Origin of the sequence: Amycolatopsis dendrobii (assembly GCF_014145675.1) — a bacterium.
Classification (GTDB): domain Bacteria; phylum Actinomycetota; class Actinomycetes; order Mycobacteriales; family Pseudonocardiaceae; genus Amycolatopsis; species Amycolatopsis dendrobii.
The window spans coordinates 507,528-526,981 of the sequence record NZ_JACGZW010000003.1 but is presented as its reverse complement, the minus strand read 5'-3'; the positions used below and the strand labels follow the sequence as shown (position 1 = coordinate 526,981).

Here is a 19,454-nt window from a genome sequence, read left to right as displayed (position 1 = left end):
TAGAACGTGTTGCAGTTTTTCCGCCAGGCGGTCGAGAGTTGAACCTTTCTCCAGGGCAGGTACGCTTAGCCGGAAACTGGAACGAGTTCCGCAAGACGGCTTGCGTGACGACAGAGGGGAATGCGATGCCGGGGAAGGCGAAGACGCCGGCGAAAACGCGGGCGAACGGCCTCGGCGCGATGGGCGAGGAACTGGGCTCCGCGGCCCAGCGGGACCGCCGCCGCCGCATCATCGACGCGACGCTCTCGCTGGCCTCCAAGGGCGGCTACGACGCGGTGCAGATGCGCGCAGTCGCCGAAAAGGCCGACGTCGCGCTGGGCACGCTCTACCGGTATTTCCCGTCGAAGATTCACCTGCTCGTGTCGGGTCTTGCGCAGCAATTCGAGGCCGCGCACGAGAAGATCCAGCGCAGCGCGATCCCCGGCGAGACCCCCGCCGAGCGGCTGATGTTCGTCCTGGGCCGCAACACCCGGCTGATGCAACGCGATCCGCACCTCACCGAGGCGATGGTGCGCGCGTTCATGTTCGCCGACACGTCCGCGGCCGCCGAGGTGGAACTGGTCGGCAGGCTGATGGAGGACATGTTCGCGAGCGCGATGGGCATCGACGACCCCACCGAGGCGGACCGCGACATCTTCCACGTGGTGGCCGACGTGTGGATGGCGAACCTGGTCGCCTGGGTGACCCGCCGCGCCTCCGCCGCCGATGTGGCCAGCCGCCTGGAGCTTTCCGTCCACCTGCTTCTGGACAAGTAGCCGTCCGTGCGGGACACCCTCATCGACTCTGATTCCCCCAGGGTCGCCCTCGCGACCAGCCGCCCGGCATCCGCCGAAATGCGCCCCAATGTGGCATTGGGTGCATGTGACGCACCGAACGCCACATTGGGTGCGTGGGACGCACCCAATGCCACATTGGGGCGCTAGCCCCGCCCGCCTACGACACCGCAGCCGCTGCACCCACCCAGCGAGGCACCCAGCCCTTCCCCCAACCCCGATACGAAGCCTCCCTGCGGTTCGGGGGTGCTTGTCAAGGCATCTTTCCCGCCTTGACAAGCACCCCCGAACCGTCAGCACAATGAAACTTCGGGGTGCCCCCCGCAACCCAAGACGGCCGATGTCGCCACCAGGCGACGAGCAGAACTGTCGGACCCAAGCGTTACCGTGCGTGGGTGGAGTTCGACCAGACCACCCAAGCCACCTACCTCCCCTCGGATCCCCCGCGAGAGGGAGTTCTGGCGCTGTGGGGCGACGAGATCGAGGGCGACACCCCGATCCAGCTCGTCCTGCCCGGCGGCGGGAAGTTCGCCCGCACCGAGGTAGTAGCGCGACTTGTGCCGCTGGCGCAGGCGATCCCGCGCCTCCTGGTCGTACCGGACGAGACGAGCCCGGCGATGGCGGCGTGGTCGGCGGTGGTCAACGCCGGAGTGAATCTCGTGGCGCGCGGCCGCTTGCGCCCGGCGTCGACCCCGAGCGGCCTGGGCACCTGGCGTGTGGGTCCGCTGGACTCATCCGACGAAGAACTCCTGCGCGGACTAGCCGCCGCGCTGCCGCCGGAAGCGCACGCGCTGCCGTTGTCCGGCGTGAAACGAATCCGCTTGCACTCACCGGAATCACTGGTCCGCGCGGTATGGGACGCCGCGGCGGACGTCCTCGTGCGCAGTCCGGCAGCGGCAGTCGGGTCCGGCGGGGCGGCGTTCGCGGAATCTCAGCCCACGCTGCTGGACCCGGACGGCGCGGCCTGGCTCACCGAGCTGGAAGCCCGCAGCCCGGACGGCGCGCAACTGCTGCTGCGCATCGAAGCGACCGACGAGGAATTCTCCGGCGTCCTGGCCGTTCGTTCCACTCTTGAACCGAGCCTGGTCGTCGAAGCGGCCACGTTGTGGGACGCTCCCGAAGCGGTACTGCATCGGCTGGGCGACCAGGTGGAAACTCAGCTTCTGCTGGGGCTGCGGCGAGGTGCCCGAGCCTGGCCGCCGCTGGGCCGGATCCTGTCCGAACCGGCGCCCACCACGCTCCCGCTGTCGGACGACGAGGTCGTCGACCTGCTCGGCGCCGGGGCCCGTGACCTGGGCGGCGCGGGCATCGAGGTGCTGTGGCCCAAGGATCTTTTCTCCGGGGAGGTGCGGGCGAAGGCGAGCGTCACGCAGGCTCCGGCGAGCGAATCCGGTCCCGCGTTCCCGCTCAACGGCCTGCTGGAGTTCCGCTGGCGGCTCAGCCTCGGCGGCAGCGAACTCACCGACGAGGAGGTCGCGGCGCTCGCCGAAGCCAAACGTCCGCTGGTCCGGTTGCGCGGGCAGTGGGTGAAGCTCGATCCCGCCTTGCTGGCGCGGATGCGGGCTCGCCGGTCGCGGCTCACCGGCGCGGAAGCGTTGGCCGCGGCGCTCACCGGCGAACTGGAGGTCGACGGCGAACGCGTCGAGTTCGCCCCGCAACCGGCGTTGTCCGGGCTCGCCGAACGTTTGCGGGAAAGGGAACCCGCACCGGTCGAGGAACCGGCGGGGCTCACCGCCACCCTGCGGCCGTATCAACGCGCGGGGCTGGGCTGGCTCATCGCGATGACCGAGCTCGGCCTCGGCGCCTGTCTCGCCGACGACATGGGGCTGGGCAAGACAATCCAGCTCATCGCCCTGCATCTGCACCGCCGCGCGCAGGCCGCGGGGCCGACGCTCGTGCTGTGCCCGACGTCGTTGCTGGGCAACTGGGAACGCGAGTTCGGCAAGTTCGCGCCGGACGTGCCGGTGCGCCGTTTCCACGGTGGCGGACGGCATCTCGACGACCTGGCCCCGGACGAGGTCGTGCTCGCCACGTACGGGGTGCTGCGCCGCGACCGGGAGCTGCTGTCCGAAGTGGACTGGGGCATGGTCGCCGCGGACGAGGCGCAACACGTCAAGAACCCGTTGTCCGCCACGGCTAAAGAACTGCGGCAGGTGCCGGCGGCGGCCCGCGTCGCGCTCACCGGAACGCCGGTGGAGAACCGGCTCACCGAACTGTGGTCGCTGCTCGACTGGACCACGCCGGGGCTGCTCGGTCCGCTGGAGAAGTTCCGGCGCACCGTGGCGCGGCCGATCGAACGGGACCGGGACGAGACGGTCACCGGAAGGCTCGCCGCCACGGTCCGGCCGTTTCTGTTGCGCCGCCGCAAAACCGACCCGGACATCGCGCCGGAGCTGCCTCGGAAAACCGAGACTGACCGGTACGTCCCGCTCACCGCCGAGCAGACCACGCTGTACGAGGCGGTGGTCCGGGAGAATCTCGCGCAGATCCGGGAGGCGCAGGGGGTGCAGCGGCGCGGCCAGGTGCTGAAGCTGCTCACCGAGCTCAAGCAGATCTGCAACCACCCGGCGCACTACCTCAAGGAAAGCACCGGCGCGCTGAGCGGACGGTCGGGCAAGCTCGCCGCGTTCGAGGAACTGCTGGACGTCATCCTCGACGAGGGCGAGAGCGTGCTGGTGTTCAGCCAGTACGTGCGCCTGTGCCGGTTGCTGGAGCGGCGGCTCGCCGAACGCGGGCTGCCCACCGCGCTGCTGTCCGGCGAGGCCGGGCCGAAGCAGCGCGACGAGATGGTGGCCGCGTTCCAGTCCGGCGAGGTGCCGGTGTTCCTGTTGTCGCTCAAGGCGGGCGGCGTCGGGCTCAACCTCACCCGGGCCACGCACGTGATCCACTACGACCGCTGGTGGAACCCGGCGGTGGAGGACCAGGCCACCGACCGCGCGTACCGGATCGGGCAGGACCGGCCGGTCCAGGTGCACCGGCTGATCGCCGAAGGCACGCTGGAGGAACGCGTCGCCGCGGTGCTGGAAACCAAGCGCGGGCTGGCCGACGCAGTCGTCGGCGCGGGGGAGGACTGGATCACCGAACTGTCCGACGACCAGCTCGCCGACCTCGTCCGGCTGGGGAGCGGCTGATGCCGCCGCGGCGGACGTTCGGGCGCCGGTGGTGGGGCCGGGCGTGGGTGGAGGCGCTGGAGCAGCGCGCCAAACTGGATCCGAACCGGTTGCCGCGCGGGCGGACGTACGCGCGCAAGGGCGTCGTGGACCAGCTCGCGATCAGCGCGGGCGAGATCACCGCGTGGGTGCGGGGAAGCCGTCCGGATCCGTACCGGGTCGCGATCCGGATGCGCGAGTTCAGCGCGTCGGAATGGGACAAGCTGCTCGACGTCGCCGGTCGCCGCCTCGGGCACGCTGCCGCGTTGCTCGACGGCGAGCTGCCGGAGGAACTGGCCGTCCAATCACGCGAGGCCGGAGCCGATCTGCTGCCCGGCCCGGGTGACCTGCGGCCGCGGTGTTCCTGTCCGGACAGCGCGAATCCGTGCAAACACGTGGCTGCGGTGTACTACCTGGTCGCCGACGAGGTGGACGCCGATCCGTTCGTGCTGTTCACGTTGCGCGGCCGGGGCCGGGACGAGGTTTTGGCTCAACTGCGCGAATTGCGCACGCCCAGCGCCGCCCGTCCGGCTCGCGCGCCGGAGGTCGGATTGACGCCGAAAAAGGCGTACGCACGGCGAATCGCGCCGCTGCCGCCGCTGCCCGCTGTCCCCGGCGAACCCGGTCCGCCCGCGGTGCTCGATCTCGACCCGCCTGCTCGCTCCGGCCTGACGTCCGCTGGTCTCGCCGCGCTGGCCGCCGACGCCGCGTCGCTCGCGCTCGACCTGCTGCGCACCCGGGATGCCTTGGCGGACTTGACTTTCGCCGAGGACCTGGCTCGCCGGGCCGCCCGGCCGGGCGCGGACGTCTTCGGGCTCGCCGCTGCCGCCGAGGTCGCGCCGTCGGAGATGATCGTGTCGGCGCAGGCCTGGCGAGAAGCGGGCCGGTGCGGGCTGGCGGCGTTGCGGGACGTGTGGAGTCCCGGCCCCGGTCCGCTGGCGGTGGCTCGGGCGGAACTCGCGGAACTGCCGGGGGAGGCGAAGGTGTGGCGCAACCGGGTGACGGTCGGTTCCGTGCAGCTGCGGTACGGACGGGACAGCCGGTGGTACCGGTTCGTGCGGGTCGCGGGCCAGTGGTGGCCGGACGGGCCTCCGGCGGAGCAGCCGGTCGACCTCGCCTACCCGGCGGAGGGCTGAGCCCCGGACTGAAACGAGACGGTCCGTCTCGTTTTGTGCTAGCGTCTGCGGCATGACGAGAACCTGGGTGATCACCGGAACGAGCCGCGGCCTGGGCCGGGCGCTGGCTGTGGCCGCGGCGGAAGCGGGCGACCGGGTGCTGGCGACCGTCCGCACGCCGGGCAGCGCGCCGGAACACCGGAACGTCGTGGAGCACGTGCTCGATGTGCGGGACCGGGCCGCCGCGCGGGAAGCCGCGCGGCGGGCAGTGGCCGAGTTCGGCCGGCTGGACGTCGTGGTGAACAACGCCGGGTACGGACTGGTCGGCATGGCTGAGGAGGCGAGCGAGGACGAAGCGCGGGACATCCTGGAGACGAACCTGCTGGGCGCGTTGTGGCTGACCCAAGCCGCATTGCCGGTGTTCCGCGAGCAGCGGTCGGGGCACGTCGTGCAGATCTCCTCGGTCGGCGGCGCCGGTTCGGTGCCGGGATTCGGGCTGTACAGCGCGAGCAAATGGGGGCTGGAGGGCATGAGCGAGGCGATCGCACAGGAGGTCGCCGAGTTCGGCGTGCGCGTGAGCATCGTCGAACCGGGCGGGATGGACACCGAATGGGCGACCGGCAGCATGCGGTTCGCCACCCCGGACCCGGCGTACGACGGTTTGCGCGAGCGGATGTTCGGCACGACGACCGTCCCGTGGGCCGCCACCGGCACCGGCGGCGGCACTCCGCCCGCGGAGATCGCCGCGGAGATCCTGCGGCACGTCGACGACCCCGCCGACCAGCGACTGCGCGTCCTGACCGGTGCCGACGCCCCCGGCATGGTCGCGACCGCGCTGTCTGGACGCCTCACGGATTACCGTCAGGACAAGCGTTTCTCGGACGCGGAGATCTGACATGGCACGCGCCAGCACCCGAGCCCGAGTGCACGCCGCGGTGCTCTCGCTAGCCGCCGAATCCGGCTTCGGCGGCCTGACCATGGAGGGCATCGCGGCCCGCGCGGGCGCCGGGAAGCAAACGCTGTACCGCACGTGGTCCTCGCCCGCCGCGGTGCTGCTGGACGCGCTGCTGGAACAAAGCCTCGACGCTGCCGGCGAAGTCGCTGTCCCGGACACCGGCGATCTTCGGGCTGATCTGGAGACCCTGGTCCGCGGCATGATCGCCGAACTGGCCGATCCGGCGACAGACCGCCTGCTCCGCGCGGTGACCGCCGAACTGCAAACCGATCCGGCTATCGGCGCTGAAGTCTTGGATCGCCTGCTGGGCCCGCAACTGCGCGCGATCGCCGACCGCCTGGCCCGCGCCGCGGTCGCCTGCCCGGAGGACGGTGCGGAACTGCTGCTGGGCCCGGTCTTCCACCGATGGCTGCTGCGCACCCGGCCGTTCACCGAAGACTGGCCCTCCGCCCACGTCGCGCGGGTGCTGCGCGCGGTGTCGTCGGGCGGCTAGCTTGGCGAGAAAGACAGCGCCCGACACCTGGGCGCAGCAACGCCCGCGCATGCTCGACCTCTGCCAAGCCTGGAACGCAGACCTGCAAACCCGCTTTCCCGCGCGAAATGTCGTCGTGGAGCTGCACCCCGAGTCACCCCCGGCGCCTATCACCCCGTGGAACTGGTTCCTCGCCTTCGCCATCGACGGCGCCGAATTCGAAGCGCTGGTCGTCCACGATCTCTCCGCGGCCGTCTTCGAAGCCGACACCGGTGTCTTCGAAGATCACGTCAAGCTCGAAGACGTCCCCGCCTGCCTCGCCCGCAGGCTGGAGCAGACCGGGTCAGCTATCGCCTGACTCGGACCCTCGAAGCTCCACGCAACACCCGCCGTCGCGAGGCGCGACCCGGGCCGTCGAGACTCCTGGCACCTGGAGTCCTTCCACGACCCCGTTCAGGAACCGGTCCGTCATCCCGCACACCAGCTCCGGCGCGCGTCCCGCCAACGGCTGGAACGGGCAGTTGCGCAGCCGCAGGCACACCGGCGTCTCGCGGTTCGGCTCGAAACCGTGGCGGGCCAGGACCGCGCTCGTCAGTGTCAGCCCGCGTTCCGTGCCCAGCCTGCCCGGACGGGAGCGTTCGCGTTCAGCCGCGCCGGCCGCGGAGCCGTGCCGTCCGGCCTCGCGAAGCGCAGCGTCCCGGGCCGGTTCGCCGGGGGCCGCCGAGGCGACGGCGTCCACCAGGATCGCGGCCAGGACGTCGGGGTGTCGGGGCGGGATGGTGATCGCGAAGTCGGTCCCCGCGGGTTCGTAGACCTTCGGGGCGCGGCCCACCTTCCGGACGCCGCCGACCGTCTCGTAGCGGGCGCGCAGGAGGCCGGCCGTCACGAGTTTGTCCAGGTGGAACGCGGCCAGCTTGCGCGAGATGCCGACCGCCGCGGCCGCCTCCTCGCGCGTCACCGGGCGGCCGGCGTCGCGGATGAAGGAGTACATCCCCCGGCGCAGGTCCTCGTCCAGCGCCGCTACCGCGCGGATGGTCGCCAGGTCACTCGTCACACACCCACGATAACGCCTAGCGAGGTTCCCCGATCCCAGTACCTGGCTTGTTCACCTGGTCACATTGACTCCGCCGGTCAATAAGACAAAGATTTATCGGCGAAACCCCGTCCCGCCGCCTCCCGAAGCCCGAGGATCGCCCATGCAGTCGTCCGGAACCGCCCTCCGCGTCGTCCACGAGCCCGTTCCCGGCTTCGACCTGGCCGCGGCCGAAAACGCGGCGGGGGACTTCCTGCGCGCGCTCGGCATCAGCCTCGACTCGGAGAGCCTGCGCGGCACCCCCGGCCGGATGGCCCGCGCGTACGCCGAACTGTTCACGCCGCGCTCGTTCGACCTGACCACGTTCCCCAATGACGAGGGCTACGACGAGCTGGTGCTGGCCCGCGACATCCCGGTCCGGTCGGTCTGCGAACACCACCTGCTGCCGTTCATCGGGGTCGCGCACGTCGGGTATCTGCCGGGCGAGCGGATCCTCGGCCTGTCGAAGCTGGCGCGGGTCGTCGAGCATTTCGCGTGCCGCCCGCAGGTGCAGGAACGGCTGACGAAGCAGATCGCGGGATGGCTCGGCGACCAGCTGTCCCCGAAGGGCGTCGGCGTGGTGATCGAGGCCGAACACACCTGCATGACCCTGCGCGGCGTGCAGGCGACCGGCTCGTCCACGGTGACGTCCACGCTGATGGGCACCCTTCGCGAGGATGCCCGTTCGCGTCAGGAGTTCTTCTCGCTGACCGGGGTCAACGCCTGAGCGTGGGCCCAGTCGAGGAAGTGCTCGACGCCGCGTACGACGTGGGTGCTGCGGATCGACGGGAACACGTCGAAGGCGTGCTGCGCCCCGGCGAGTTCCGCGTACGCGACCGGGTGGGCGGACTTGGCGCGCAGCCGGGCGACGAACTCCCGCGCCTCCGCGACCGGCACGAGCGAATCGTGCTTGCCGTGGATCACGAAGAACGGCGGCGCGTCCTCGGCGATCCGGTCCAGCGGGGACGCGGCGAGGTAGTCGTCCAGGCGGTGCTCCGGGGCGAACACCCGGCGCGCCATCAGGCTTTCCAGGCGGTACCGGCTTTCCTCCTCGCCGGTCGACGCGGCGATGTCGTACACGCCGTAGTGCGGCACGCAGGCCTGCACGCTCGTGTCCGCCTCCTCGAACCCGGGCTGCAGCGCCGGGTCGTTCTGGCTCAGCGCGAGCAGCGCGGCCAGGTGCCCGCCCGCCGAACCGCCGGTCACCGCGACGAAGCGCGGGTCGCCGCCGTACTCGGCGATGTGCTCGCGGATCCAGGCGAGCGCTTGCTTGGCCGCGACGATGTGCGCCGGCCAGCGCGAGGCGGGGGAGAGCGGGTAGTTGATCGCGACGCAGACCCAGCCGCGGCGGGCGAGGTGGCGCATCAGCGGCAGGCCCTGCTGTTCCTTGTTGCCGATCGTCCACGCGCCGCCGTGGATCTGCAGCAGCACCGGTGCGTCGCGGACTGTTTCGCGCGGACGGTAGACGTCCAGCAGGAACCGTTTGCCGCCAGGGGCGTACGCGACATTCCGGTCGCGTACGACGTCCGGCTCGTGCATCCGGAACGGCATCAGCAGGCGTCCCCACGGCGTCGAGAAGTCCGAGGGGTTCTCCAGGCGGTCCCGGTAGTCCTCGCCGAGCGCTTCGACGAGCGCGGCCTCCACCTCGAGGCGTGCCTTCAGCGAGGTCCCGATGAGCGACGCGAAACCGGCCGCGGACAGCCCGGCCAGCGCCAGCCCGATCCGGTCGCTGGGGCGGCGCACCCCGTGGCGCGCGACGTGCTGCACGGTGTCGGCCGCGGTGAGCGCGAGCAGGTGCGGCGCGAGTTCGCCGGTGAGCCAGCCGGCGAAGAACACCGGGATCGAGGTCGGCCGCGGTTTCGGCGGCCGCAGGGCGAGCGCGGCGAGACCGAGCTGCGCCGCCCGGCGGGTCACGAAGTCCGGTTTCACCTTCCCGATGCTACCTCCGCCGAGCGCCCCGGCCAGGGTTCTGCCTTACCCTGGCAGACATGCAGCGACTGAGCGGGCTGGACGCGAGCTTCCTCTACCTGGAGACGCCCTCGCAGGTCCTGCACGTCTGCGGCCTGCTCACCCTCGACGGCTCGACCATGCCCGGCGGCTACGCGTTCCCGGAGTTCAAGCGCCGCCTCGCCGAACGCGTCGCGCTGATCCCGGCGTTCCGCCGCAAACTCCACAATCCACTCTGGAACCTGAACCATCCGGTGTGGGTCGAGGACGAGGATTTCGACCTCGACAACCATGTGCACCGGATCGGCCTGCCCGCGCCGGGCGACGACCGCGAGCTCGCCGAGATGTGCGCGCACATCGCCGGGCAGCGGCTCGACCGGGCGCATCCGCTGTGGCAGTGCTACGTGATCGAGGGCCTGTCGGACGGACGGCTGGCGGTGCTGCTGAAAATGCACCACGCGAGCGTCGACGGCGTCGGCGGGGCCAGCCTGATCGGCTACCTCGCCGGTCTCGAACCTGACGCGCCGCTGCCGGAACTGCCCGCCGGCGAACGCCGCAACGACGGTCTCCCCACGCGGTTGCGGCTGCTGCGCGAGAGCGCCGATTCGCTGCTGCACCGGCCGTTCGAGATCGCCCGGTTGCTGCCGGAGCTGATCGAGCTGGTCCCGCGGTGGCTCGGCAAAGCCTTGCGCGGCAAGGGAATGCCGGTGCCGTTCACCGCGCCGCGGACCTCGCTGAACGGCACCATCACCGGTCATCGCTCGGTCGCTTTCGCGCAATTGGATCTCGATGCGGTGAAGCAGGTGAAGGACGCTTTCGGCGTCACGGTGAACGACGTGGTGCTGGCGCTCGTTTCCGGTGCCCTGCGGCAATTCCTGCTCGGCCGCGGCGAACTGCCGGGCGACCCGCTGGTGGCGACGGTGCCGGTATCGGTGCACGAACGCACGGAACGCGATCGCGGCAGCAACCGGGTTTCGGCCTTTTTCGCTTCGCTGCCCACACATCTGCCCGACCCGGCGGCGCGCGTGTTCTTCCTGGCCGAAGCGAACCGGCGGGCGAAGGACCACCATTACGACATCGACGCCGACATGCTCGCCGACTGGGCCCAATTCTCCCCGGCGACAGTCTTCGGGCTCGGCGTGCGCGCGTATTCGGCGCTGCGATTGGCCGAACGGCATCCGGTGGTGCACAACCTGATCATCTCGAATGTGCCTGGGCCGCCGATGCCGCTGTATTTGCTGGGCGCGCGGATCACCGGGCTTTATCCGCTGGGGCCGGTGTTCCACGGGGCGGGGCTCAACATCACGGTGCTGTCGAACGACGGCAAGATCGGGATTGGGTTGCTGGGGGCCAAGGAGCTGGTGAAGGATTTGTGGCCGCTGGCGGACGCGTTGCCGGAGGCGATGGACGAGTTGAGCAAGGCCGCGCCGGTTTAACGGCGCCTCTTCTTCGCCGTGTGGGGAATATCCGCGAACTTCAACGTCGCGCGCAAGCTCCGCACCGCTCGGTCCAGCCGCAGCAAGGCGACCTGCGAGAGCGTGAACAACTCGTCCACATTCCACGCCCGTCCCGCGGCGGCGAGCACCACAGTGTCCGGTGCCCCGCCCAGAGTCCGTCCCGGGTCTAAAGCGGACACCTTGTCGGCCAGCTGTGCCAGCGCTTCCGGCTCATCGTGCAGTGCTTCGGCGGACACGAGCGCCTGGGTGTAGAGATGGCTGGCCGCGGTAGCCCGGCCGAGCCATTTGACGTGGATCAGCTCGTCCTCGGGGCCCAGCACGTCGCAGAGTTCGAAGCGCGGATGCAGGGGAGTGCTCGCGAAATCCTTGTCGAGGCACAGATATCCCGGCGCGAGAGCGGCCACGCGCTGGCAATACCGATGCTCGTCGTCGGGCTGCCCGCTCGGTTTCCAGGTGATGTCCGGCCAGACGTGCTTGCGGGCCACCAGATCCCGGACCTGATCCCGCATCTGCGCGACATAAGTCTCGCCGATCCGGTACCAGCGCGCCTGGTGGAATACGTACCGGGTGTGCTCGACGGTCGTCTCGAAGACGAGCCAGCGCGCGGCGGGCAGCGGCGCTCCGGTGGGTTCCGCGCCCGCGTCGTCGGCGCAGGTCGTGATGCGGCCCGCGCGCAGGGCTTTCAGCCGCCGCTCAACGGGAATTCCGCTGAGCCGCGTGGTCAGGTGGTCCAGTTCGAGGCGGCCCGACACGGGGATCGGCCCGCCGGGACCGAGGCCGGTGATGCGGAACGAACCGGCGTTTTCCGCGTCGTTCGCGGCACTCGACGGCCAGGCCAGGCCGAGCGCGTCGCTGCCGCCGAGTGCTTCGGCGAGTCGCCGTTCCAGTTCGGGCACGAGCGGGTGGTGCCGGTCCATCGGGCGGGTCTGGGCGATGAACCGCAGCGCGGAATCCTCGTCCGGTTCGTCGACGACCGCGCCGACGGCGTCGAGGTCGGCCAGGAACGCTTCGGGGTCCTTCGCCAGCGGTGCCCACAGCGAGGTGCCGACGCGGATGCGGTAGCGCTTGCCGGTCACCCGGCCGTAGGTGAGGTCGGTGAGATCCGCCGAACCGGCGAGCCGGTGGACGAGGTCGCCGTATGGTTCGAGCCGGAACGCGGACAGTTCGCCGCCGCCGGGAATCGAGATTTGCGTGGCCCGCGCGGAAACGTCGAGCGCGGCGCTCGCGACGAGGCCGAGGTCGAACGGGTCGAGCCGGCGGATTCCGAAGCGCAGCCCGAAACCCTGTTCGACGTGTTCGTCGTTGAGCACGAGATGTCCCGCGCCCCAGGTGACCGCGTAGGTCCAGGGCGGGCGCGGCACGAGCAGGACGGCGAACGGCAGCGTCGAGGGCAGGTCGAGCGGGCCGCCGCCGAGGGCTTCGGCGTGCTGCAGCCATTGCGGGGCTTCGGTGCGGAACGCGCCCGCGACGATCCGTGCCCGGGCGCCGGGCAGGTCGACCGGGCGGTCGGCGCTGATCTGCTCGGCCGACAACGGGGTCAGCAGGTCGGATTCCGCCGCGGAGCCGTCGAGACGGAAGAGGGACGCCGGACGGCTGGGGGCAGGCATGACCACCACCGTAGGACGGAATTCCAGGACGTCCGGTCAGCCTAAGCGGCGCAGCGGTCCGGCCGGTTAATCACGGAGCGCGAATAGCGTTCGGAATGGTGAAATCCCGTTGAATCACCCATTCACGGGACGTGGGCACGGCCGATGATAGGGTTCCCTTTCGGGATGCGCCACAGTGGGTTTTCCGAGGCCGGGCAACGGGTAGGTGATCCCGTGATGGCCGTTTACTGGACGCGGAATTGCGAGTGGAATAAATTGCCTGACTCTTCCGAAAGAACCTGTTCGCTGGGCACGACTGGGCTGACCGGGGTGACAACTCCGCATTTCGGTGACGCACGGTGAGCGTTTCGGCGGACGGGTCGCGCGGCGAATGGGCTAGCCGGGTCGGCCGCCGGTCGCGGGACGGTTCGCGCTGCCGCGCGTGCCCGACTACCCTGGCCGAGTCGTTTCCGGTCGGCCCGCCTGCGGGGGCAGCATGATGACAGTCCCGATGTTCGCGCACGGCGACCGTCTCACGCGTCGGGACCTGGAGACGATCTCGGATGAACGCCGCCGGTACGAGCTGGTGGACGGGACGCTTCTGGTGAGCCCGTCCCCGCGTCCGCTGCACCAGCGGGTGGTCGCGCGCCTCCTCGCCGCGCTCACCCCGGTGTGCCCTGCCGACTGCGAGGTCCTCCCCGCGCCGGTGGACGTGGTGCTCGACGAGTTCACCGTGATGATCCCGGACGTCGTGATCGGGCGGCGCGAGACGTTCACCGAACGCGCCCTGGTCGGCGTCCCGGTGCTGGCGGTCGAGGTGGTGTCGCCGTCGAGCAGGCACATCGACCGCTTCCTCAAACCGGCCCGGCTCGCGCTCGCCGGGTGCCCGTACTACTGGGTGATCGAGCCGAACGAGCCGGCGCTGAGCTGCTTCCGCCTGGTGGACGGCGAGTATGTGCTGGACGGGGAAGCGACCGGAGACGACGTGGTGCGGCTGGAGGTGCCGTATCGGCTGGAGTTGCGGCCCGCGGATCTGGTGTCGACGTACTAGGGCCCTCGTGCGTGGCAATCCCGGTTAGAACCGGGATTGCCACGCGCGAGCCGCTACGCCGAGTCCGCGACCTCCGCCGCCCGTTCCTGCCCGCCGATCGCCGCCTGCACCGAAGTGCACGCCGCCATCAACGCCGCCACGAACTGGTCCGCCGCGAACACGCACGCGGTGTGCCCGGCCGGGATCTCGTACGTCGCCGCCCCCGGAATCCGCCGCGCCAGACTCCGCTGATGTGCGGGCGCGATGAACCCGTCCCGCGAAGTCACCACCACCGCCGCGGGCAGATCGAGCGTGTGCAGCCACGGCGTCGAGTCGAAGCGGCCGATCTCGTCCAGCGCGACCGCGATCGCCCACGGGCTCGTCGAGCGGAATTCCTCCAGTGCCCACCGGTGGTCCTCCAGGCGGGCGAGGCGTTCGCGGCGGGGTTCGCCGGGGACCAGGCCGATGCGGGCCTGGTCGCGCAGCAGGTGCAGGGTGCGGCCGAACAGGTCGAGTGCCACGCGTTGCCGGATGCCTCGCCGGAAGTTGCTCGCTGTCGAGCACAGGACAAGGCCGGTGACGCGGTCGGGATAACGGTGGGCGGTCAGCTGGCCGACCATGCCGCCCATCGAGTAGCCCGCGACCATGAACTCGTCGATGCCCAGCGCGTCGGCGACCGCGACCACGTCGTCCGCGCAGTCTTCGAGGCTGAAGTCGTGCGAGCGGATGCCCTGGCCGTGCCAGCGCTGGTCGAACACCACCACCCGGTGGTTCGCCGACAGCCGCTTCAGCACGGAATACCAGGTGAGCAGCCCGGTGCAGGCGACGGAGTGCAGCAGGATCACCGCGGGTGCGTGCCGCGGGCCGACGTCCACCACGACGGTCTGGCCGCGGCCGGGCAGGGACAGCGGCTTCGGGTCGGGGACGCCCGCGGTGGGCGGGATGGTCGCGAGCTTCCGCGTTGCTTGCCATCCGACGTCGCCCAGCGCTGATTTGAGAACTTGTTCTGCACCCATGCCGGCGTGCCGCCCTCCCTGCTCGTCCTGCCGATCTACCGCCCGGGACCCGGTCCCGGGGGTTGCCGAGCCAGCCCATACCGGCTAAAAATAGAACGTGTTCCACCTAGGTGGAGGGAGACCGGAGTGGACTTCACCCCCGACGATACGCAGAGCGAGATCACCTCGCTCGCCGCGCGAGTGCTCGGGAAGGCCGACGAGCCCGCGGACCAGTGGCGAGCGCTGGCCGACGCGGGCCTGCTCGCCCTGCCCCTGCCCGCCGACCTCGGCGGCGACGGGCTCGGCGTCGACCACGTCGCCCCGGTGCTCACCGAGGTCGGAAGGGCCGCGGCGGCGGTGCCCGCATACGCCGTGCTGGCGCTCGGGATCCTCCCGATCGAGGCCCTCGGCACCCCGGCGCAGCGCGCCGAGTTCCTGCCGCCCGCAGCCGCGGGAGAGACGATTCTCACTGCGGCCTTGCACGAGCCGTCCGCACCGCTGACCTCCATCCCCGGGACCAGCGGTGCGGCGGCGGACGGCGCGTGGGCGGTGACGGGCGTCAAGACGCACGTGCCGTACGCCGCGGAGGCGACGCGCATTCTCACGCCGATCGCGTTGCCGGGAGACGCTGGCGTCGCGCTGGTGGATCCGCGCGCCGACGGGGTCGAAGTGCTGCCTGCGTACAACGCGACTGGCGCGCCGGAGTACACCGTGCGGTTCGACGGTGTGCGGGTGAGCGAAGCGGATTTCTTGCGTGACCGCACGGCAGGACATGCGTTGCAGACGCTGCACCGTTACGCGCTGGCAGGAGCGCTCGCGCTCGGCGACGGCCTGCTCGCCGGAGCCTTGGCGTTAACTGCCCAGCACGTCGGCGAGCGCACGCAATTCGGTCGTCCGCTTGCGACATTCCAAGCGGTGGCACAGCAAATCGCGGACGTCTACGTCGCTTCCCGCACCGTGCATCTTGCCGCGGTGTCGGCAGTGTGGCGGCTGGCGTCCGGATTGGACGCGGACACCGAGCTGGACATCGCGGCGTACTGGCTGACCGAGGAAGCTCCGTCCGCGCTGGCGATCTGTCATCACCTGCACGGCGGGGTCGGCGTCGATCGCACCTATCCGCTGCACCGGTATTCCTCGGCGGTGAAGGACCTCGGCCGCGCGGTCGGGGGAGCGGCGCACCGGCTCGGCCGGCTGGGCGAACGAGTGGCGGGATGAGCATGCACATCGAACTGACGGCCGCGCAACAAGAACTGCGAGCGCAGCTGCGCGAGTACTTCGCGGGCCTGCTGACCGCCGACGAACGCCGGGCCTTGCTGCGGGAGCGGCACGGGCAGGTGTACCGCGACGTCGTGCGCCGGATGGGCCGCGACGGGAAGCTCGGCGTCGGCTGGCCCAAGGAGTACGGCGGCGGCGGTTTCGGCGAGATCGAGCAGCACATCTTCGTCGACGAAGCCGCCCGCGCGGATGTCCAGCTGCCGTCGGTGACGCTCCAGACGGTCGGGCCGACGTTGCAGGCGTTCGGCACCGAGGAGCAGAAAGTCATGTTCCTGCCGAAAATCCTGGCCGGCGAAGTGCATTTCGCCATCGGGTACACCGAGCCGGAAGCCGGGACGGACCTCGCCTCGCTGCGCACGCGCGCGGTCCGCGACGGCGACGATTACGTGATCAACGGCCAGAAAGTCTTCACCACCGGCGGCCACGACGCGGACTACGTGTGGCTGGCCGTCCGCACGGACCCGGACGCGCCGAAGCACAAGGGCATCTCCATCCTCATCGTGGACACCCGCGACCCCGGCTATTCGTGGACGCCGATCATCACCTGCGACGGTGCGCACCACGTCAACGCGACGTTCTACTCCGACGTCCGGGTGCCGGCGAACATGCTGGTGGGGGAGGAAAACCGCGGCTGGCGGCTGATCACCACGCAGCTCAACCACGAGCGCGTGATGCTCGGCCCGGCCGGGCGCATCGGCGGCCTGCACGACCGCGTGTGGGCGTGGGCGGCGGCGCGCCGGACCCCGGACGGCGCGGCGCTGCTCGACCTTCCGGACGTGCGCGCGGTCTTGGCCGAGACGTTCGCGGTCGCGCGGGTCAACGAACTGCTGAACTGGCAGGTCGCGGCGGCAGCGGCGCACGGGTCGGTCGAGATCGCCGACGCCTCGGCGACGAAGGTGTTCGCCTCCGAGCGAATCCAGCGGATCGGGAGGCTGCTGGAGGAGCTGGTCGGGCGGCACGGCGACCTCGCCGACCCGGACACCGCGGAACTCGCCGAATGGCTCGACGTGCTGGCGAAACGGAACCTGGTGCTGACGTTCGGCGGAGGCGTCAGCGAGATCCAGCGCGAACTGATCGCCTCCGCCGGACTGGAACTGCCGAGGGTGCCGCGATGACGATCGAGGAAGCCGCCGCGAAAATCGCCGCACAGGGCGAAAGCGCGCCGAGGTACGCGCGCGATCCGGTGAACCAGGCGATGGTGAACAACTGGGTCGAGGCGATCGGCGACGCGAACCCGGTCTACACCGACGCGGAGTACGCCGAGACGAGTGTCCACAAAGGACTTGTCGCGCCGCCGGCGATGGCGCAGGTGTGGACGATGCCGGGGCTGCACGGCGTGCGCGGGGACGACGACCCGCTCGGTTCGATCCTGAAGGTGCTCGACGACGCCGGGTACACCTCCATTGTGGCCACCAATTCCGAGCAGACCTATCACCGCTACCTGCGGGCGGGCGAGCACGTTTCGACCACGAACGTGCTGGAGGACGTCACCGGCCCGAAGCGCACCGGGCTCGGCGAAGGCTGGTTCGTGACCACCCGGACGAATTGGTATGTCGACGGGGAACTGGTGGCGGACATGGTGTTCCGCGTGCTGAAGTTCCGTCCGCGCGAACCGGAGCCGCCGCCGTCGCCGGTGCTGCGGCCGGTGATCAGCCACGACACCAAGTTCTTTTGGGACGGCCTGCGCGAGGGAGAACTGCGCGTCCAGCGCTGGGGCGACGTGCTGCGGCATCCGCCCGGCCCGATGCCGCCGGACGGATCGCTCGACACAGTGCCGGACTATGTGGTCGCGAGTGGACGCGGAACCGTCTACAGCTTCGTCGTGCACCACCATCCGGCGGTGCCGGGCAAGCGGCTGCCGTTCGTGGTCGCACTGGTGGAGCTGGAGGAAGGGGTGCGGGTGATGGCCGAACTCCTGGACGCCGACCCGGCCGAGGTCCACATCGGACTTCCGGTGACCGCCGCGTTCGTGCGCGTCGACGACGAATTGACCCTGCCCGCGTGGAAGGTGGCGCGATGACTGCCGCAGTCGGGACCGAACTGCCGCCGATGGTGCTCGAGGCGACGCCGACGGTCGTGATCAGCACCGCGCTGGCGACCCGGGATTTCCAGGACGTGCATCACGACCGCGCCGCCGCCGTCGCGCGCGGGTCGAAGGACATCTTCCTCAACATCCTTACCGACACCGGCCTGGTGCAGCGGTACGTGAGCGAATGGGCCGGGCCGCAGGCGCTCATCCGCTCGATCAAGATCCGGCTCGGCGTGCCCTGCTACGCCGGGGACACGCTCACCTTCACCGGCCGCGTCATTGCCCGCGACGGCAACGACGCCGAACTGGAAGTGTCCGCTGTGGACAGTCTAGGTGCGCACGTGACCGGCACGGTTTCGCTGACGCTGCCGGAGGAGGACGCATGACGTTCACCGGGACCACCGCGATCGCCGGGATCGGCGCGACCGAGTTCTCCAAGGATTCCGGACGCAGCGAACTGCGGCTGGCGGCCGAATGCGTCAGCCACGCGCTGGCCGACGCCGGGCTGAAACCGTCCGATGTGGACGGAATGGTGTCGTTCACCATGGACGGCAACGCGGAAATCGCGCTCGCCCGCGAACTGGGAATCCCGGAGCTGACATTCTTCAGTCGCGTGCACTACGGCGGCGGCGCGGCGGCGGCGACCGTGCAGCAAGCGGCGATGGCCGTCTCCAGCGGAATCGCCGACGTCGTGGTCGCCTACCGGGCGTTCAACGAGCGCTCCGGAATGCGGTTCGGGCGCGTGTCGGCGGCCGCGGCCCAGCAGGTGAATACGTCCGGTGTCGACAATGCGTTCCACTACCCGATGGGCATCGCGACCCCGGCCGCGACAGTGGCCATGGTCGCGCAGCGGTATCTGCACGAATACGGGGCGACCAGCGAGGATTTCGGCAAGATCGCGGTCATCGACCGGGCGCACGCGGCGACGAACCCGAACGCCTGGTTCCACGGCAGGCCGATCACGCTGGAGGAGCACCAGGCTTCGCGCTGGGTCGCGGAACCGTTGCACCTGCTCGATTGCTGCCAGGAAAGCGACGGCGGCGTCGCACTCGTGATCACCAGTCTCGAACGCGCGCGCGACCTGCGGCAGGAACCGGTGGTGGTTTCGGCGGCGGCGCAGGGGAGCGGGCCGGACCAGTACGTGATGACCAGCTACTACCGCGACGACCTCGCCGCGCTGCCGGAAATGGGCGTGGTCGGGCGGCAGCTGTGGGCGCAATCCGGGATCGGGCCGTCCGATGTGGACGTCGCGGTGCTGTACGACCACTTCACCCCGTACGTGCTGATGCAGCTGGAAGAGCTGGGCTTCTGCGGTCGCGGCGAGGCGAAGGACTTCGTCGCGGGCGACACGCTGACCCTCGGCGGGAAGCTGCCGCTCAACCCGCACGGCGGCCAGCTCGGCGAGGCGTACATCCACGGCATGAACGGCATCGCGGAAGCGGTCCGCCAGTTGCGCGGCACGGCGGCTAACCAGGTCGCTGGCGCTGGTACTGCGGTCGTGACGGCAGGGACGGGAGTGCCGACGAGTGGGCTGGTGTTGACTCAGGCCTCGTGAGTGTCTATGCCGGTTAGAACCGGCACGAACACTCACGACGGCCA

18 protein-coding genes are annotated in these 19,454 nt (G+C 70.4%); 14 read left to right on the top strand and 4 right to left on the bottom strand.

Annotated features, from left to right (window positions below):
* Positions 1-125: 125 nt before the first annotated feature.
* The 6 genes from kstR (at position 126) to H4281_RS10800 (ending at position 6,822) form a co-directional block, all read left to right on the top strand.
* The gene (gene kstR, locus H4281_RS10825; protein ID WP_067579674.1) at positions 126-755 is read left to right on the top strand and encodes a cholesterol catabolism transcriptional regulator KstR; all 630 of its coding nucleotides are present in this window, start codon (positions 126-128) and stop codon (positions 753-755) included.
* Positions 756-1,168: 413 nt separating this feature from the next.
* Entirely contained in the window at positions 1,169-3,904 is a 2,736-nt protein-coding gene (locus tag H4281_RS10820) for an SCO1167/SCO6262 family helicase (RefSeq protein ID WP_182890731.1), read from the top strand.
* A complete protein-coding gene (locus H4281_RS10815) occupies positions 3,904-5,058 on the top strand; it encodes an SWIM zinc finger family protein (RefSeq protein WP_182890730.1) in 1,155 nt (384 codons plus the stop codon). The genes H4281_RS10820 and H4281_RS10815 overlap by 1 nt, the downstream gene beginning before the upstream one ends.
* A gap of 52 nt (positions 5,059-5,110) precedes the next feature.
* Complete coding sequence (locus H4281_RS10810) at positions 5,111-5,932, top strand: SDR family NAD(P)-dependent oxidoreductase (RefSeq protein WP_182890729.1); 822 nt, start codon at positions 5,111-5,113, stop codon at positions 5,930-5,932.
* Between the two features lies 1 nt (position 5,933).
* Positions 5,934-6,485, top strand: coding sequence for a TetR/AcrR family transcriptional regulator (locus tag H4281_RS10805; RefSeq protein ID WP_182890728.1), 552 nt, complete (start codon positions 5,934-5,936; stop codon positions 6,483-6,485).
* A gap of 1 nt (position 6,486) precedes the next feature.
* The gene (locus tag H4281_RS10800) at positions 6,487-6,822 is read left to right on the top strand and encodes a hypothetical protein (protein WP_182890727.1); all 336 of its coding nucleotides are present in this window, start codon (positions 6,487-6,489) and stop codon (positions 6,820-6,822) included.
* Here H4281_RS10800 and H4281_RS10795 read toward each other — a convergent pair.
* Positions 6,808-7,518 carry a helix-turn-helix transcriptional regulator gene (locus tag H4281_RS10795; protein ID WP_182890726.1) on the bottom strand — a complete coding sequence of 237 codons (711 nt, stop codon included), beginning with the start codon at positions 7,516-7,518 and terminating at the stop codon, positions 6,808-6,810. The genes H4281_RS10800 and H4281_RS10795 overlap by 15 nt on opposite strands.
* Positions 7,519-7,660: 142 nt before the next feature.
* On the opposite strand from H4281_RS10795, the gene folE reads away from it, so the two are divergent.
* Positions 7,661-8,263: a GTP cyclohydrolase I FolE gene (gene folE / locus H4281_RS10790; RefSeq protein ID WP_182890725.1), complete on the top strand. Its 603-nt coding sequence runs from the start codon at positions 7,661-7,663 to the stop codon at positions 8,261-8,263.
* On the opposite strand, the gene H4281_RS10785 is transcribed toward folE, so the two are convergent.
* Positions 8,227-9,465 (bottom strand): alpha/beta hydrolase, encoded by a 1,239-nt coding sequence (locus H4281_RS10785; protein ID WP_182890724.1) that lies wholly within the window; start codon positions 9,463-9,465, stop codon positions 8,227-8,229. The genes folE and H4281_RS10785 overlap by 37 nt on opposite strands.
* Positions 9,466-9,524: 59 nt before the next feature.
* Between H4281_RS10785 and H4281_RS10780 the strand changes: the two genes are divergently transcribed.
* Positions 9,525-10,919, top strand: a complete 1,395-nt coding sequence (locus H4281_RS10780) for a WS/DGAT/MGAT family O-acyltransferase (RefSeq protein ID WP_182890723.1) — start codon at positions 9,525-9,527, stop codon at positions 10,917-10,919.
* On the opposite strand, the gene H4281_RS10775 is transcribed toward H4281_RS10780, so the two are convergent.
* Positions 10,916-12,547 (bottom strand): TIGR04141 family sporadically distributed protein, encoded by a 1,632-nt coding sequence (locus tag H4281_RS10775; RefSeq protein ID WP_182890722.1) that lies wholly within the window; start codon positions 12,545-12,547, stop codon positions 10,916-10,918. The genes H4281_RS10780 and H4281_RS10775 overlap by 4 nt on opposite strands.
* A 490-nt stretch (positions 12,548-13,037) precedes the next feature.
* Here H4281_RS10775 and H4281_RS10770 point away from each other — a divergent pair, with 490 nt between their 5' ends.
* Positions 13,038-13,577, top strand: coding sequence for a Uma2 family endonuclease (locus H4281_RS10770; RefSeq protein WP_182890915.1), 540 nt, complete (start codon positions 13,038-13,040; stop codon positions 13,575-13,577).
* A 53-nt stretch (positions 13,578-13,630) separates the two neighbouring features.
* On the opposite strand, the gene H4281_RS10765 is transcribed toward H4281_RS10770, so the two are convergent.
* Positions 13,631-14,572 carry an alpha/beta fold hydrolase gene (locus H4281_RS10765; protein ID WP_182890721.1) on the bottom strand — a complete coding sequence of 314 codons (942 nt, stop codon included), beginning with the start codon at positions 14,570-14,572 and terminating at the stop codon, positions 13,631-13,633.
* Between the two features lie 126 nt (positions 14,573-14,698).
* Between H4281_RS10765 and H4281_RS10760 the strand changes: the two genes are divergently transcribed.
* The 5 genes from H4281_RS10760 to H4281_RS10740 are packed head-to-tail and all read left to right on the top strand — an operon-like array spanning position 14,699 to position 19,410.
* Positions 14,699-15,766 carry an acyl-CoA dehydrogenase family protein gene (locus H4281_RS10760; RefSeq protein WP_182890720.1) on the top strand — a complete coding sequence of 356 codons (1,068 nt, stop codon included), beginning with the start codon at positions 14,699-14,701 and terminating at the stop codon, positions 15,764-15,766.
* Positions 15,767-15,768: 2 nt separating this feature from the next.
* Positions 15,769-16,941 carry an acyl-CoA dehydrogenase family protein gene (locus H4281_RS10755; protein WP_182890914.1) on the top strand — a complete coding sequence of 391 codons (1,173 nt, stop codon included), beginning with the start codon at positions 15,769-15,771 and terminating at the stop codon, positions 16,939-16,941.
* Positions 16,938-17,846 carry a bifunctional MaoC family dehydratase N-terminal/OB-fold nucleic acid binding domain-containing protein gene (locus tag H4281_RS10750; RefSeq protein WP_182890719.1) on the top strand — a complete coding sequence of 303 codons (909 nt, stop codon included), beginning with the start codon at positions 16,938-16,940 and terminating at the stop codon, positions 17,844-17,846. The genes H4281_RS10755 and H4281_RS10750 overlap by 4 nt, the downstream gene beginning before the upstream one ends.
* Positions 17,843-18,241, top strand: a complete 399-nt coding sequence (locus tag H4281_RS10745) for a MaoC family dehydratase (RefSeq protein WP_182890718.1) — start codon at positions 17,843-17,845, stop codon at positions 18,239-18,241. The genes H4281_RS10750 and H4281_RS10745 overlap by 4 nt, the downstream gene beginning before the upstream one ends.
* Complete coding sequence (locus H4281_RS10740) at positions 18,238-19,410, top strand: lipid-transfer protein (protein WP_182890717.1); 1,173 nt, start codon at positions 18,238-18,240, stop codon at positions 19,408-19,410. Before H4281_RS10745 ends, H4281_RS10740 begins: the two co-directional genes overlap by 4 nt.
* Positions 19,411-19,454 lie beyond the last annotated feature (44 nt).

Bases quoted from the DNA above. Each gene is read 5' to 3' on its own strand.
- kstR (WP_067579674.1), top strand. From the start codon at position 126: ATGCCGGGGAAGGCGAAGACGCCGGCGAAAACGCGGGCGAACGGCCTC.
- H4281_RS10780 (WP_182890723.1), top strand. From the start codon at position 9,525: ATGCAGCGACTGAGCGGGCTGGACGCGAGCTTCCTCTACCTGGAGACG.
- H4281_RS10775 (WP_182890722.1), bottom strand. From the start codon at position 12,547: ATGCCTGCCCCCAGCCGTCCGGCGTCCCTCTTCCGTCTCGACGGCTCC.
- H4281_RS10805 (WP_182890728.1), top strand. From the start codon at position 5,934: ATGGCACGCGCCAGCACCCGAGCCCGAGTGCACGCCGCGGTGCTCTCG.
- H4281_RS10755 (WP_182890914.1), top strand. From the start codon at position 15,769: ATGCACATCGAACTGACGGCCGCGCAACAAGAACTGCGAGCGCAGCTG.
- H4281_RS10750 (WP_182890719.1), top strand. From the start codon at position 16,938: ATGACGATCGAGGAAGCCGCCGCGAAAATCGCCGCACAGGGCGAAAGC.
- H4281_RS10770 (WP_182890915.1), top strand. From the start codon at position 13,038: ATGTTCGCGCACGGCGACCGTCTCACGCGTCGGGACCTGGAGACGATC.
- folE (WP_182890725.1), top strand. From the start codon at position 7,661: ATGCAGTCGTCCGGAACCGCCCTCCGCGTCGTCCACGAGCCCGTTCCC.
- H4281_RS10740 (WP_182890717.1), top strand. From the start codon at position 18,238: ATGACGTTCACCGGGACCACCGCGATCGCCGGGATCGGCGCGACCGAG.
- H4281_RS10745 (WP_182890718.1), top strand. From the start codon at position 17,843: ATGACTGCCGCAGTCGGGACCGAACTGCCGCCGATGGTGCTCGAGGCG.
- H4281_RS10765 (WP_182890721.1), bottom strand. From the start codon at position 14,572: ATGGGTGCAGAACAAGTTCTCAAATCAGCGCTGGGCGACGTCGGATGG.
- H4281_RS10810 (WP_182890729.1), top strand. From the start codon at position 5,111: ATGACGAGAACCTGGGTGATCACCGGAACGAGCCGCGGCCTGGGCCGG.
- H4281_RS10815 (WP_182890730.1), top strand. From the start codon at position 3,904: ATGCCGCCGCGGCGGACGTTCGGGCGCCGGTGGTGGGGCCGGGCGTGG.